Origin of the sequence: Nocardioides sp. (genome assembly GCF_030019515.1) — a bacterium.
Lineage (GTDB): Bacteria > Actinomycetota > Actinomycetes > Propionibacteriales > Nocardioidaceae > Nocardioides.
This window is the reverse complement of sequence record NZ_JASEEQ010000001.1, coordinates 427,880-440,466: the sequence shown is the minus strand read 5'-3', so window position 1 is coordinate 440,466 and position 12,587 is coordinate 427,880. Positions and strand designations below refer to the sequence as shown.

The 12,587-nt window shown below is 73.3% G+C and carries 14 protein-coding genes; 7 read left to right on the top strand and 7 right to left on the bottom strand.

From position 1 onward, the window contains the following. Window positions 1-212: 212 nt before the first annotated feature. Window positions 213-548: a metalloregulator ArsR/SmtB family transcription factor gene (locus tag QMC84_RS02120; protein WP_300371288.1), complete on the top strand. Its 336-nt coding sequence runs from the start codon at window positions 213-215 to the stop codon at window positions 546-548. Between the two features lie 36 nt (window positions 549-584). Here QMC84_RS02120 and QMC84_RS02115 read toward each other — a convergent pair whose 3' ends face one another. Continuing rightward, window positions 585-1,238 (bottom strand): thymidine kinase, encoded by a 654-nt coding sequence (locus QMC84_RS02115; protein ID WP_300371285.1) that lies wholly within the window; start codon window positions 1,236-1,238, stop codon window positions 585-587. Between the two features lie 43 nt (window positions 1,239-1,281). On the opposite strand from QMC84_RS02115, the gene QMC84_RS02110 reads away from it, so the two are divergent. Then, window positions 1,282-2,085 carry a sulfurtransferase gene (locus tag QMC84_RS02110; RefSeq protein ID WP_300371283.1) on the top strand — a complete coding sequence of 268 codons (804 nt, stop codon included), beginning with the start codon at window positions 1,282-1,284 and terminating at the stop codon, window positions 2,083-2,085. 34 nt (window positions 2,086-2,119) lie between these two features. Here the strand turns inward: QMC84_RS02110 and QMC84_RS02105 are convergent, their stop codons facing one another. Both QMC84_RS02105 and sepH read right to left on the bottom strand, forming a co-directional pair. Further along, window positions 2,120-4,129, bottom strand: a complete 2,010-nt coding sequence (locus tag QMC84_RS02105; protein WP_300371281.1) for an SDR family oxidoreductase — start codon at window positions 4,127-4,129, stop codon at window positions 2,120-2,122. A gap of 64 nt (window positions 4,130-4,193) precedes the next feature. Continuing rightward, window positions 4,194-5,159 carry a septation protein SepH gene (gene sepH, locus QMC84_RS02100; RefSeq protein ID WP_300371279.1) on the bottom strand — a complete coding sequence of 322 codons (966 nt, stop codon included), beginning with the start codon at window positions 5,157-5,159 and terminating at the stop codon, window positions 4,194-4,196. 136 nt (window positions 5,160-5,295) lie between these two features. Here sepH and QMC84_RS02095 point away from each other — a divergent pair, with 136 nt between their 5' ends. Beyond that, complete coding sequence (locus QMC84_RS02095; RefSeq protein ID WP_300371277.1) at window positions 5,296-5,931, top strand: trimeric intracellular cation channel family protein; 636 nt, start codon at window positions 5,296-5,298, stop codon at window positions 5,929-5,931. A 157-nt stretch (window positions 5,932-6,088) separates the two neighbouring features. On the opposite strand, the gene QMC84_RS02090 is transcribed toward QMC84_RS02095, so the two are convergent. After that, window positions 6,089-7,393, bottom strand: a complete 1,305-nt coding sequence (locus tag QMC84_RS02090) for a D-arabinono-1,4-lactone oxidase (RefSeq protein ID WP_300371275.1) — start codon at window positions 7,391-7,393, stop codon at window positions 6,089-6,091. Next, entirely contained in the window at window positions 7,390-8,580 is a 1,191-nt protein-coding gene (locus QMC84_RS02085; protein ID WP_300371273.1) for an MFS transporter, read from the bottom strand. Before QMC84_RS02085 ends, QMC84_RS02090 begins: the two co-directional genes overlap by 4 nt. Window positions 8,581-8,649: 69 nt before the next feature. On the opposite strand from QMC84_RS02085, the gene QMC84_RS02080 reads away from it, so the two are divergent. From QMC84_RS02080 to QMC84_RS02070, 3 genes are all read left to right on the top strand, one after another. Next, window positions 8,650-9,750: a ferrochelatase gene (locus tag QMC84_RS02080; RefSeq protein WP_300371271.1), complete on the top strand. Its 1,101-nt coding sequence runs from the start codon at window positions 8,650-8,652 to the stop codon at window positions 9,748-9,750. Next, window positions 9,747-10,604, top strand: a complete 858-nt coding sequence (locus QMC84_RS02075) for an inositol monophosphatase family protein (RefSeq protein ID WP_300371269.1) — start codon at window positions 9,747-9,749, stop codon at window positions 10,602-10,604. The genes QMC84_RS02080 and QMC84_RS02075 overlap by 4 nt, the downstream gene beginning before the upstream one ends. Before the next feature lie 193 nt (window positions 10,605-10,797). Beyond that, on the top strand, window positions 10,798-11,088 hold the full coding sequence (locus QMC84_RS02070; protein WP_300371267.1) for a DUF4193 domain-containing protein: 291 nt from the start codon (window positions 10,798-10,800) through the stop codon (window positions 11,086-11,088). Between the two features lie 171 nt (window positions 11,089-11,259). On the opposite strand, the gene QMC84_RS02065 is transcribed toward QMC84_RS02070, so the two are convergent. Together QMC84_RS02065 and QMC84_RS02060 are read right to left on the bottom strand one after the other, a co-directional pair. Beyond that, a complete protein-coding gene (locus QMC84_RS02065) occupies window positions 11,260-11,556 on the bottom strand; it encodes a DUF4235 domain-containing protein (RefSeq protein WP_300371266.1) in 297 nt (98 codons plus the stop codon). 42 nt (window positions 11,557-11,598) lie between these two features. Beyond that, the gene (locus QMC84_RS02060; protein WP_300371264.1) at window positions 11,599-12,060 is read right to left on the bottom strand and encodes a DUF3093 domain-containing protein; all 462 of its coding nucleotides are present in this window, start codon (window positions 12,058-12,060) and stop codon (window positions 11,599-11,601) included. Between the two features lie 53 nt (window positions 12,061-12,113). Between QMC84_RS02060 and dut the strand changes: the two genes are divergently transcribed. Further along, complete coding sequence (gene dut, locus QMC84_RS02055) at window positions 12,114-12,572, top strand: dUTP diphosphatase (RefSeq protein WP_300371262.1); 459 nt, start codon at window positions 12,114-12,116, stop codon at window positions 12,570-12,572. The last annotated feature ends 15 nt before the right edge of the window (window positions 12,573-12,587 follow it).

Below are 12,587 nucleotides of genomic sequence, written 5' to 3'. Positions count from 1 at the left end.
GTCCGCCGAGCGAGGTCGCGGACGCTCCGGACGACCGGTTCACCCTGGCCGACGAACGCACCTTCCTGGCATGGTCCGGTGGACCGCGTTCGGCTCGGTGCTGCTGTCGTTGGTCGCTGCGGGCGTGGTGGTGGGCGCGGCCGCCTCGCGCGGCTGGGCGGCACTAGACTGACCCATCGACCAGCGCAGGAGCTGAGGCGGAGGGAGCACACGTGGACCGAGACGTCGCAGCCGAGCTGCACGAGTTGCACGCCCGCGTGTGCAAGGCGATAGCCGACCCGAAGCGGCTGCTGATCATCAACGAGCTGCGCGACCGGGAGCTGTCGGTCGGGGACCTGTCCGAGGCCCTCGGGATCAGCCAGTCGAACGCGAGCCAGCACCTGGCCGTCCTGCGCGACCGCGGCTTGGTGACGACCCGGCGCGACGGGACCACCGTCTACTACCGCCTGCGCAGCACCAAGATCGTGCAGGCGGTCGACCTGCTGCGCGAGTTCCTCGCCGACGACCTCGCGGAGCGTGGGCGGCTCGGCGACGTGATCGCCGGCTGACCCCCTCGCGGTCACCGCGAGCCGGAACGCCCGCCGCTACCCGAACGGCAGCGGCTCCGGGGCCAGGGAGACCGCCTTGGCGCGGGCCGCGGTGAGGCGGCGCCGGTGGTGCTGGCGGCAGAGCACTTCATAGGCGACATCGGCCGGCGGCTCGTCGATCGCGTCGACGTCGCCGACCACGATCACCTCGCCCTCGACGACCATCATGCCGTTCTCCGTGCGGGCATTGTGGGTGGCGCGCTTGCCGCACCAGCACAGCGCCTCGACCTGGAGCACGTTCATCCGGTCGGCCAGCTCGACCAGCCGGGCGCTGCCCTCGAACAGCTCGGTGCGGAAGTCGGTGAGGATGCCGAACGCGAACACGTCGATCTGCAGCTCGTCGACGACCTTCGCGAGCTGGTCGATCTGGTCGCGGGTGTAGAACTGGGCCTCGTCGCAGATCAGGTAGTCGATCCGGCCACCCTGGGTGAGCGAGCTGACGACGTAGCGCCAGAACTCGAAGTCCCGGTCGACCTCGATCGCGTCGTGGGTCAGGCCGAGCCGGCTGGACAGCGTCGCCTCGCCGGCGCGGTCGAGGGTGGTGAACAGCCGGCCCACCCGCCCGCGCGCGGCGTGGTTGTGGTTGGTCTGGAGCGCCAGCGTGCTCTTGCCGGAGTCCATGGTGCCGGTGAAGAAGTGCAGTTCAGCCACGGGCGAATCCTGTCACGTCACCCGGCTCCGTCAGGATGGGCTCATGTCCTCCCCGCTGATCTCCGCCGCCGAGCTCTCCGCCGTGCTCGACTCGGTCACCGTGCTGGACGTCCGCTACCGGATGGGCGGGCCCGGCGGGCCGGTCGAGTTCGGGGCGGGACACGTGCCCGGAGCGGCGTACGTCGACCTCGACGCCGACCTGGCCGCGCCGCCGGGCGCGGGCGGCCGGCACCCGCTGCCGCGCACGGAGGACTTCGAGGCGGCGATGCGCCGGGTGGGTGTCCACGACGCACGGCCCGTGGTCGTCTACGACGACTGGTCCGGGCTCGCGGCGGCGCGGGCCTGGTGGCTGCTGCGCTTCCACGGGCACCAGGACGTCCGGGTGCTCGACGGGGCCTGGCCGGCGTGGGTGGCGAGCGGGGGAGCGGTGCAGGCGGTCACGGTCGCGCCCGAGCCCGGCGACTTCACCGCCCGGCCCGGATCGATGCCGGTGGTCGAGGCCGACGGCGTGCTGGACGTGCCGGTGCTGGTCGACGCGCGGGCGCCCGAGCGCTACCGCGGCGAGACCGAGCCGGTCGACCCGGTCGCCGGGCACATTCCGGGCGCGGTCAACGTGCCGACGACGACCAACCTGCGCGCGGACGGCCGGTTCCGCCCGCCCGAGGAGCTCCGGGCGCTGTACGCCGCGGCGGGCGTCACGGGTGAGGAGGAGGTCGCGGCGTACTGCGGCTCCGGCGTCACCGCCGCCCACGACGTGCTCGCGCTCGAGGTCGCCGGCGTCCGGGCGGCGCTGTACCCGGGCAGCTGGTCGGGGTGGATCACCGATCCGGCCCGGCCGATCGCGTGACCCGCACGACCCCCACGGCACTCCCCGTGGGGGACTACCAGTGCACGCCCTTGAACACCTTCGCGAGCATGATCTGCTCCGACTCGCGGGTGCCGCCCTCGCCCGGTGCCCTGCCCTTTGCGGCGGCCGAGTCCGGGAACACCTGGTAGGCCAGGTTGAGCACCCGGAACGCGAGCTTCGGCGTGAGCGTGTGCGCCACGGCGCCCGCGTTGCCGAGCATCGTGTTGATCTCGTGGGGGCGCTCGACCATCGCCTCGATCACCAGGTCCGCGGCCTGTGCCGGTGAGATCGTGGGGAACTTGTCGTAGAGCTTGGTCGGGGCGATCATCGGCGTCCGTACCAGGGGCATGTGGATGCTGGTGAACGTGATGCCGTCGCCGACCAGCTCCGAGGAGACCACGTTGCTCCAGGAGTCGAGCGCGGCCTTGGAGGCGACGTACGCCGAGAACCGCGGCGGGTTGGTCTGCACCCCGATCGAGGAGATGTTCACGACGTGCCCGCCGTGGTTGGCGCGCATCGCGGGGATCAGCCCCATCACCAGGCGCACCGCCCCGAAGTAGTTGAGCTGCATGGTGCGCTCGAAGTCGTGGAAGCGGTCCTGCGAGAGCCGCAGCGAGCGCCGGATCGAGCGGCCCGCGTTGTTCACGACGAAGTCGATCGAGGGCAGCTCGGCCGTCAGCGTCTCGCAGAGCGCGTCGATGGCCTCGAGGTCGGAGAGGTCGCAGGGCTGCACGACGGCGGTGCCGCCGCGGGACTCGATCAGGTCGCGCAGCTCGTCCAGCTTCTCCTTGCCGCGGGCGACCAGGATCGGGGTGCCGCCGGCCTGGGCGACCTTGATCGCGGTCACCTTGCCGATCCCGGAGGAGGCGCCGGTCACCACGACGTACTTGCCCTGGAGCCGCTCGCGCACCCGCGGGTCGCGGCCCGTCGACTCGTCGAGGTGCTCCTCCCAGTAGGTCCACAGGGTGCGGGCGTAGGACTCCAGGTCGGGCACGCCGATGCCCGACCCGGCCAGCGCCTGCTCGGTGCGCCGCGAGTCGAAGGCCGCGGTGAACGAGGTGTGCGCGAGCACCTCGGCGGGCACGCCGACGCGGCTGGTCACCAGGTCGAGCGCCGCCAGCACCGCCCCGTTCCTGACCACGGCGTTGAGCAGGCCGGCGGGCGTCAGCGCCTGCGGCAGGCGACGGGTCAGCCCACGGTCCAGCGGCGTCGCGAACCGGGGCGCGCCGGCCGCCGCGCAGAACGCGTTGACCATGTCGACCACCGGCTGCGGCTCGGGGTTGACCAGGTGGAAGGCCTCGCCGTCCCGGTCGGGCACGTGGGCGAGGTGGTCCATCGCGGCCGCGACGTAGTCGACCGGCACCAGGTTGGTGTCGCCGAGGTCGATCCCGACCAGCGGCAGCCAGGACGGCAGCCGGTCGCGCATCGCCTTCATCGCGCCGAAGAAGTAGTAGGGGCCGTCGACCTTGTCCATCTCGCCGGTCTCGGAGGCGCCGACCACGATCGCGGGCCGGTAGACCCGCCAGGGGACCGTCGCCTCCTCGCGCACGATCCGCTCGGACTCGAACTTGGTGCGGTGGTACGGCGAGGGCAGGTGCTGCCCCTCGTCGAACATCGTCTCGTCGAAGCGGCCCCGGTACTCCCCGGCCGCGGCGACCGACGACACGTGGTGGAAGCAGCCGGCGTCCAGCGCCTCGGCGAGCGCCAGCGCGTTGCGGGTGCCGCCGACGTTCATCGTCTCGTTGGCCTCGTCGTCGGCGGTCATGTCGTAGATCGCGGCGAGGTGGAAGAAGTGGTCGATGCCCCGGCCACTGCCGGCGCGGTGCTGCTCGACCCAGTCCGGGTCGACGCCGAGCGCGTCCGCGGCCAGGTCGCCGACCACCGGGATCACCCGGTCGGTGTCCCAGCGGGCGATCAGCGCCTCCAGCCGTGGCAGCGAGCCGGCGCGGACCAGGACGTGGACCTCGCCCTCCCGGTGGTCCAGCAGCTCGCGGACCAGGTGCCGGCCGATGAACCCTGTGGCGCCCGTCACGAAGTACGACATGCGGGGAGGCTACCCGCGGGTCGCGGCCCTGGACAGGGGAGCGGCGGGGCGGTCCTGGGTGGGCCTACGCGCCGTCGCCCTCGCTCGGGCCGAACATGATCTCGTCCCAGCTCGGCACCGACGCGCGGCCCCGGGTCTTCTTCACCGGGCGGCGCACCGGCGGCTCGTGGTGGTGCTCCTCGCGCGGCCGGTCGTCCCGGTCGTCCTCGAGCTCACCGCGGTGCAGGTCGTCCTCCGCGGCCGCCTGGGCGGCCTCCTCGCGCAGCCCGGCCTGCTCGGCGGCGACCTCGGGGTCGGCCGGCGGCTCGTCGTCGAGGAACGCCTCGACCGGCTGCTCGGAGACCAGCCCGATCGCGTCCTCGCCGAGCGGCAGCTCCTGGTCGAGGTCGCCGACCGCGCTGAGCCGGCGCTGGCGGGCGTGCCGCAGGTCGTCCGGTGCGGGCGCCGCCGCGGCGACGGCCTCACCGACCAGCCACCGGGCGTCCTCGTTGTCGAGGGTGACGTAGTTGCCGGGGGCGTCGAAGGTCAGCTCCGCGGTGCCGCTGCGCTCGGGGGAGGAGTACGACGCGGTCAGCGACCAGCGCCCGTCCTCGCGCCGCCAGGCGTCCCACTCGACGGTCGCCGGGTCGACGTTCGCGGCCCGCAGGTGGCTGGCCGCGGCGTCACCGAGGGTGCGGGCACCGGCTGCGGCCTGGCCGCCGTCGGTGCGACGTACCGACGAGCGCTGGGCGCGCTCGGCGACGTGCTGCCGCTCCGCGAGCACGGGTGCGGCGAACGCCATGATCTTGTCGACCGACGTCTGTGCCGCCTGCGCCACCGCCTCGGGGGACTCCCCGGACCTGATCCGGGCCTGGATGTCGCGAGGGCGGAGGGCACTGTCCATCTTGGTCTCCCATCGGCGGGTCCGGTCCCCGCGCAGCGCGGCCCGGAGGCGGTCGTCGACGTCCACGGTGTGCTCGACGCCCTCGGCGTCCACCAGGCGCAGCTGCAACCCGTCGTCGCTCACTCCGGCGAGCGTGAGGTGCGCCATCGGTGGTCGAGCTCCTTGTCCCATCGCGTCGGGTGCGTCTTCGGTGCGCCGAGCCTACGCCAGCGGAGGTCCCGTCCGCGGGATCGTCGCCGCGCGCCCCGCGGGCCGGAGGAGTGGTCACGACTAGCCTCGGAGGGTGTCTTCGCCCGAGCCCTCCACCACCCTGATCGTGCTGGATCTGGTCGGCATCTTCGTGTTCGCGATCAGCGGGGCGCTGGTCGCGGTCCGCAAGGGCCTCGACGTCTTCGGCGTCCTGGTCCTGGCCGGCATGACCGGCCTCGGCGGCGGCTTCCTCCGCGACGTGCTCATCGACGCGACCCCGCCGGCCGCGCTCCAGGACTGGCGCTACCTGATGGTGCCGGTCGTGGCGGGGGCGCTGGCGTTCTTCTACCACCCCGTGCTGGGCCGCGTGGAGCGCGCCGTGAACGTCCTCGACGCGTTCGGCCTCGGGCTGTTCTGCGTCACCGGCGCGCTCAAGGCGCTCGACTACGGACTGGGCCCGGCGCCCGCCGCCCTGATGGGGCTGGTGACCGGCATCGGCGGCGGGGTGATCCGCGACCTGCTCGCCTCGCGCGTGCCCGCCGTGTTCCGCGGCGAGCTGTACGCCACCCCGGCCCTGGCGGGGGCGGTCGTGGTGGTCGCCGGCACCCACGCCGACCTGCCGCTCGGCGTCGTGGTCGCCACCGGCGCCGGCCTGTGCATCGGGTGGCGGCTGCTGGCGCTCTGGCGGCACTGGCAGGCGCCGGTCCCGATGGGCCCCGCCAGCGTGTAAGGGGTCGAGTCGGCGCGTCTTGCCCGGCAAAAGGGGTCGAGTCGGCGCATCTTGCCCGGCAAAAGGCGTCGAGTCGGCGCGTCTTGCCCGGCAAAGGGGGTCGAGTCGGCGCATCTTGCCCGGCAACCGGGCACCTGGCGCCGAGTCGGGCGGAGGCTCAGTCGCCCAACACCCGCCGCAGGTACGCGTTGGCGAAGACCCGGTCCGGGTCGAGGCGGTCGCGCAGGGCGAGGAAGTCGGCGAAGCCGGGGTACGCCGGGGCCAGGTCCGCGGCCGTCCGGGTGTGCACCTTGCCCCAGTGCGGCCGCCCGTCGTGGGCGCGCAGGATCGGCTCGAGCAGCGCGAAGTAGGCGTGGTGGTCGACGTCGCGGTGCGTGTGGAACGCCAGGTAGAGGGAGTCGCGCCCCGCGGAGGTCGACAGGGCGATGTCGTCGGCGGGGGCCACCCGGATCTCCACCGGGAACGTGATCCGCAGGCCCGAGGCGTCGATCGCCGCGCGGCACTCGCGCAGCGCGTCCAGCCCGGCCGCCCGCGGCACGGCGTACTCCATCTCGCGGAAGACCACGCCGCGCGGGGAGGTGAAGACTCGGTGCGCGACGTCGCTGTAGGTGCGGGCGGACAGCAGCCGGCTGGTGGCCTGGTTGAGGGACGGGATGAGCGCCGGGACCCGGTTGGTCAGCAGGTTCAGGGCGCCGAAGACCCGGTTGGAGAGGAACTCGTCGTCCCACCAGTAGCGCAGCCGCGAGAGCGGTGCGACCTCGTCGGGAGCGGCGTCGAGCCGGTCGTCGGTCTTGGTGAGCATCCGGTCGGTGTGCGGGAACCAGTACATGTCGACGTGGTGGTGGTCCGCGACCCGCTGGTCGAACCCGTCGAGCGCCTCGTCCCAGCGCATCGGGGTCTCGTGCGCCTCGAGCACGAACAGCGGCTCGACCCGGAACGTGAGCGTGGTCAGCACGCCGAGCGCGCCGAGCCCGACGCGGGCCAGCGAGAGGATCTCCGGGTTGACCGTCTCGGTGGCCTCGACGACCTCGCCGGTGCCGGTCACCAGGGTCAGCCCGCAGACCTGCGCGGAGAGCGACGCCGCGACGCCGCCGGTCCCGTGGGTGCCGGTCGAGACCGCCCCGGCGAGGGTCTGCTCGGCGATGTCGCCCATGTTGTGCAGGCTCAGCCCGAGCGCCTCGAGCTGGTGGTTGAGGTCCGCGAGCCGGGTGCCGGCCAGCGCCGTCACGGTCATCGCCTCGCGGTCGACCGCGAGGATCCCGCCCAGACGGGTGGGCCGCAGCATCGTGTGCTCGGGCGCCGAGATCGCGGTGAAGCTGTGCCCGGTGCCGACCATCTTGAGCGTGGTCCGCTCGGTCCGGGCCCGCTCGACGGCCGCGACGATCGCCGCAGTGTCAGCCGGGTCCTCGACCCGGGCCGGCTGCGCCGACTCGATGCCCGCCCAGTTCCTCCACCCCGTCACGACGTGATCGTAGTGCGCTGCCGGGGCAGCGCCTGGGCCGCCGCGGCGGCGATCAGGCCCGCGGCGACCGAGACGAGGTACGCCGCGGACGCGCCCTGGTGATCGACCACCAGGCCGCTCAGGGTGGCGCCGGGCGCGACGCCGGCGACCAGCCCGGTCTGCATGATCGCCATGCCCTCGGTGAGCCGCCCGGCCGGCACCGACGCCTCGGTGAGCGACATCGTCGCGATCATCGTCGGCGCGATCGCGAAGCCCGCGACGAACAGGGCCAACCCCATCAGCGGGATCGACCCTACGAACGTCAGCGGCACCATCGCGCAGGCCATCGCGAACGCGCCCCACCGCACCCGCACGGTCGGTCCGCGGCGCCAGTTGATCGCACCGGTCAGCACCCCGGAGGTGAGGCTGCCGAGTGCCCACAGGGCCAGCAGGGCGCCCGACCACGGCTTGTGGCCGAGCTCCTCGGCGAACGCCACGGTGGTCACCTCGGCGGCGCCGAACAGCACCCCGAGTGCCGCGCAGACGACGGCGAGCGCGACCACGGTGCGCCGCGGCAGCGCCGGCCGCGGGCCGGCGGTCTCGGACCGCGGGTGCGCCGGCGGCTCGGTCGCACGCTGAGCGGTGAACGCCAGCGTGCCCACGACGCAGGCGACCACGCCGACCGCGATGCCGGCCACCGGGTGCCAGGCGGTCGCCAGCACGGTGACCACGATCGGCCCGAGGATGAAGACCGCCTCGTCGAGCACGGCCTCGAGCGCGAACGCGGTCTGCACGTCGGCGGGCCGCTCGAGCACGTGGGACCACCGGGCACGCACGCACGAGCCGACCTGGGGCAGGCAGGCGCCGCCGATCGCCGCGAAGACGTACGACGTCGCGATCGGCCAGCCCGCCTGCACCGACCAGACCAGCAGCGAGATCGACACCCCGAAGCCGGCGGCGGCGATGCTGAGGACCCGGCCCTGCCCGAGCGCGTCGAGCAGCCGGCCCTGGAGGATCGCGAAGCTCGCGTTGGCCAGCATGTACGCGGCCGACACGGCCCCGGCGACGCCGTACGACCCGGTGACCGCCGAGACCAGCAGCACGATGCCCAGACCCACCATCGAGATCGGCAGCCGCGCGAACAGCCCGGCCATCGAGAAGCGGAGTGCGCCGGGCTCCGCGAGGATCCGACGGTAGGACGTGAGCATCGCCTGGAGCCTAGGGCTGGGGGACCGCCCCCCACGAATCGTTATCGGAGGCTCCCTACGATGATTCGCATGAGCCTCGACCCCAGCCCGTACGACGCCGTCCTGCTGGTGTCGTTCGGCGGACCCGAACGCCCCGAGGACGTGGTGCCGTTCCTCGAGAACGTCACCCGCGGCCGCGGCATCCCGCGCGAACGGCTCGAGGAGGTCGGGCAGCACTACTACGACTTCGGCGGGCGGTCCCCGATCAACGACCAGAACCGCGCCTTCCTGGCCGCGCTTCGGGACGACCTCGCCGGCGCGGGGCTGGACCTCCCGGTCTACTGGGGCAACCGCAACTGGGAGCCGTTCCTGGCCGACACGGTCCGCGAGATGGTGGCCGACGGGGTCACCCGCGCCGCCTGCTTCGTGACCAGCGCGTACGCGTCGTACTCGAGCTGTCGGCAGTACCGCGAGAACCTCTACGACGCCGTCGCCGCGCTCGGCGCCGACCTGGAGGACGCTCCGGTTCTCGACAAGCTGCGGCACCCCTTCAACCACCCGGGCTTCGTCGAACCGATGGTCGACGCCACCCTCGCCGCGCTCGCCGACCTCCCCGAGCAGGTCCGCGAGGACGCGCACCTCGCGTTCGTGACGCACTCGCTGCCGGAGGCGATGAACGCCGGCAGCGGGCCGGAGGGTGGGGCGTACGTCGACCAGCACCTCAGCGTCGCCGACGAGATCGTCGAGCGGGTCCGCCAGGAGACCGGTCACCGGCACCGCCACGCGCTGGTCTACTGCTCGCGCTCCGGCGCCCCGCACGTCCCGTGGCTCGAGCCGGACGTCAACGACCACCTCGAGCAACTGCACCAGGACGGCGCGCCGGCCGTGGTCCTGGTCCCCATCGGCTTCGTGTCCGACCACATGGAGGTCGTCTACGACCTCGACGTCGAGGCGATGGGCACCGCGGCGCGGCTCGGGCTGCCCGCGACCCGCGCGGCGACGGCGGGAATCGACCCACGCCTGGTCGCGACGGTGCGGGACCTGCTGCTCGAGCGGGCCGCGGTGGAGCGCGGAGAGGACGTGGTGCGCGCCGTCGTCGGCCGCTGGCCGGCGTGCTGGGACCAGTGCCCGTCCGGCTGCTGCCCCAACCCGCGCGCGGAGCGGCCGGCGCTCGCGGGCGCCGACTCGTGAGCCCGGACTCCTCCGACGTGGGGCCGGCCCACGCGGGGCCGTCCAACGCGGAGCTCGCCGACCTGGCGCTGGAGGTGGCGCGGGAGGCGGCCGAGCTGGTCCGCGGTCGCCGTGCGGCCGGCGTGACGGTCGCGGCCACGAAGTCCAGCGAGGTCGACCCCGTCACCGAGGCGGATCGGGCCAGCGAGGCGCTGATCCGAACGCTGGTCGCCGCCCGGCGCCCCGCCGACGCCTTCCTCGGCGAGGAGGGCGACGACGTCGCCGGCAGCAGCGGGATCCGCTGGATCGTCGACCCGATCGACGGCACCGTGAACTTCCTCTACGACCTGCCGGAGTACGCCGTGTCCATCGCCGCGGAGCGCGACGGCGAGGTCGTGGCCGGCGTGGTGCTGAACGTCGCGCGGCGCACCGAGTACGTCGGGCACCGCGCCGACCGGGCCGAGCACGGCGGTGCGCCGGCCCGGGCGACCCGCGACGGGGAGCCCCTCGCCGTACGCGGGCCGGCGCCGCTGCGCCTGCGGCTGGTCGGCACCGGCTTCAACTACGACTCCCGGATCCGGGGGCTGCAGGCCGCCGCGGTCGCCCGGCTGATCACCCGGATCCGCGACATCCGGCGGTGCGGGTCGTGCGCGCTGGACCTGTGCCACCTCGCCGAGGGCGCGCTGGACGGGTACGTCGAGGAGGGCGTCAACCTGTGGGACCACGCCGCCGGCGGCCTGATCGCCGAGCTCGCCGGGGCCCGCCTCGGACACCTGTCCGGCGTCGGTGGCAGCGACCTGGTCGTGTGTGCTCCGACACACGGGTTCGACGAGTTCGTCGCGGCCGTTCAGGAAGCGGGTTTCACGGCCGATTGAGCCGTGCGACGCGCGGAACGGGCAGGGGATCCGGGGGAATAGGCACCCGTCATCCGATGTTCCTGATCCGCGACGTGGGCGCGGTGTGCGAGATACGGGTCTGATGGTGCACAATCTGCCGCGCCACGGTGCCGCGAAGGCAGGACCGACGAGACGTGGGGCAGCAGGTTCCAGGGGAGTGAGTGAGTGACGGATGGCGACTGACTACGACGCACCGCGCAAGAACGAGGACGAGCAGTCCGAGGAGAGCATCGAAGAGCTCAAGGCGCGCCGTCACGACAAGAACTCCGGCAAGGTCGACGAGGACGAGGCGGAGGCCGCCGAGTCCTTCGAGCTGCCCGGGGCCGACCTCTCCCACGAGGAGCTCGCCGTCGAGGTCAAGCCCAAGCAGGACGACGAGTTCACCTGCATGAGCTGCTTCCTGGTTCACCACCGCAGCCAGCTCGCCGACGCCAAGAAGATGATCTGCCGCGACTGCGCCTGAGCGGGCAAGATGCGCCGACTCGGCGGTGCTGAGCGGGCATGATGCGCCGACTCGGCGGTGCTGGGCGGGCATGATGCGCCGACTCGGCGGTGCTGGGCGGGCATGATGCGCCGACTCGGCGGTGCTGAGCGGGCATGATGCGCCGACTCGGCGTCAGGCGGGTCAGGCGGGTCAGGCGTTCTGGTTGTCCTTGCGCAGGTCCGGGGGCAGGTGGCCGGTGGAGCGGGCGTAGTAGGACGCCGCCCGGCGCTGGGCGATCATCCGGGCCAGCCCGATCGCCGTACCGCTGGCGACCGCCCAGCCGACGGCCTCCCAGATGTCCACGTCGGGGTCGGCCGGGTTCTCCGGGGGCTTCTTGCCGGTCGCGATCGTCCACGACTTGTCGATCGCCTTCTTGGCGAGCGCGGCCGCGCCGAGCGCGGACACGAGCGAGAACACGGTCCAGACCTTGGATCCTCCAGATGCCATGGCCGAACAGTACCCAGGCCCCCAGGCGTCAACCGGCGTGTGTCAGCCGGCGCGCGTCAGCGCGGCGAGGGCGCGCGCCAGCTCCTCCGGGTGCCGGGTGCCGACCAGCCAGTACGGCGCGGGGTCGGCCGGGTCGGTGATCTCCACCCGCACCGCGCGCTTGAGGTAGGGGCGCAGCAGCAGGTAGGCGCGGGCGTCGGCCTCGACGCCGGCGGTGCGGTGGGTCTCCTCGGCGTCCAGCGCGGTCACCGCCCCGAGGAACCCAGCGGGGATGTGTGCGCGGCCGGCGCGGAACGTGCCGTCGGCGACCACGATCCGCGCCGACCCGTAGGACCAGAACAGGAAGGTCAGCACCCCGAGCGCGACCGCGGTCACCAGCCATGCGGCCAGTGCCGGCAGCGCGACCACCACGGCCAGCCAGAGGGTGGCGACCAGCATCGTGCCCTGCACCCACCAGCGCAGCGGCACGCCCAGGCGCTCGCTGTAGACAGGCGTGAGGGTCACGGGCGGAATCCTTCCATTCCTCGGGTCGCGACCGGCCGGTAGGGTCCCGCGACGTGACCAGCGACGCCGACCACACCCTCGAGATCGCGGTGCAGCGCCTCGACCCCGACCTCCCGCTGCCGTCGTACGCCCATCCCGGCGACGCGGGCGCCGACCTGCTGACCACGGTCGACGTGACCCTGGCGCCGGGGGAGCGGGCGATGGTGCCGACCGGCATCGCGCTCGCGCTGCCCGAGGGGTACGCCGCCTTCGTGCACCCGCGCTCGGGCCTCGCGGCGCGGCACGGGCTCTCGATCGTCAACACCCCGGGCACCATCGACGCCGGCTACCGCGGGGAGATCAAGGTGATGCTGGTCAACCACGATCCGCGCGAGCCGATCGAGCTGCGCCGCGGCGACCGGATCGCCCAGCTGGTCGTGCAACGCGTCGAGCGCGCCCGATTCACGGAGGTGGGGGAACTCCCCGGCTCGGTCCGTGGTGCCGGGGGTTACGGTTCTACCGGTGGTTTCTGATCTCGTCCGAGGAGT

Excerpts from the sequence above, each read along its gene's own strand:
- QMC84_RS02110 (WP_300371283.1), top strand. The coding sequence starts at position 1,282 with ATGTCCTCCCCGCTGATCTCCGCCGCCGAGCTCTCCGCCGTGCTCGAC.
- QMC84_RS02105 (WP_300371281.1), bottom strand. The coding sequence starts at position 4,129 with ATGTCGTACTTCGTGACGGGCGCCACAGGGTTCATCGGCCGGCACCTG.
- sepH (WP_300371279.1), bottom strand. The coding sequence starts at position 5,159 with ATGGCGCACCTCACGCTCGCCGGAGTGAGCGACGACGGGTTGCAGCTG.
- QMC84_RS02085 (WP_300371273.1), bottom strand. The coding sequence starts at position 8,580 with ATGCTCACGTCCTACCGTCGGATCCTCGCGGAGCCCGGCGCACTCCGC.
- QMC84_RS02080 (WP_300371271.1), top strand. The coding sequence starts at position 8,650 with ATGAGCCTCGACCCCAGCCCGTACGACGCCGTCCTGCTGGTGTCGTTC.
- QMC84_RS02070 (WP_300371267.1), top strand. The coding sequence starts at position 10,798 with ATGGCGACTGACTACGACGCACCGCGCAAGAACGAGGACGAGCAGTCC.
- QMC84_RS02065 (WP_300371266.1), bottom strand. The coding sequence starts at position 11,556 with ATGGCATCTGGAGGATCCAAGGTCTGGACCGTGTTCTCGCTCGTGTCC.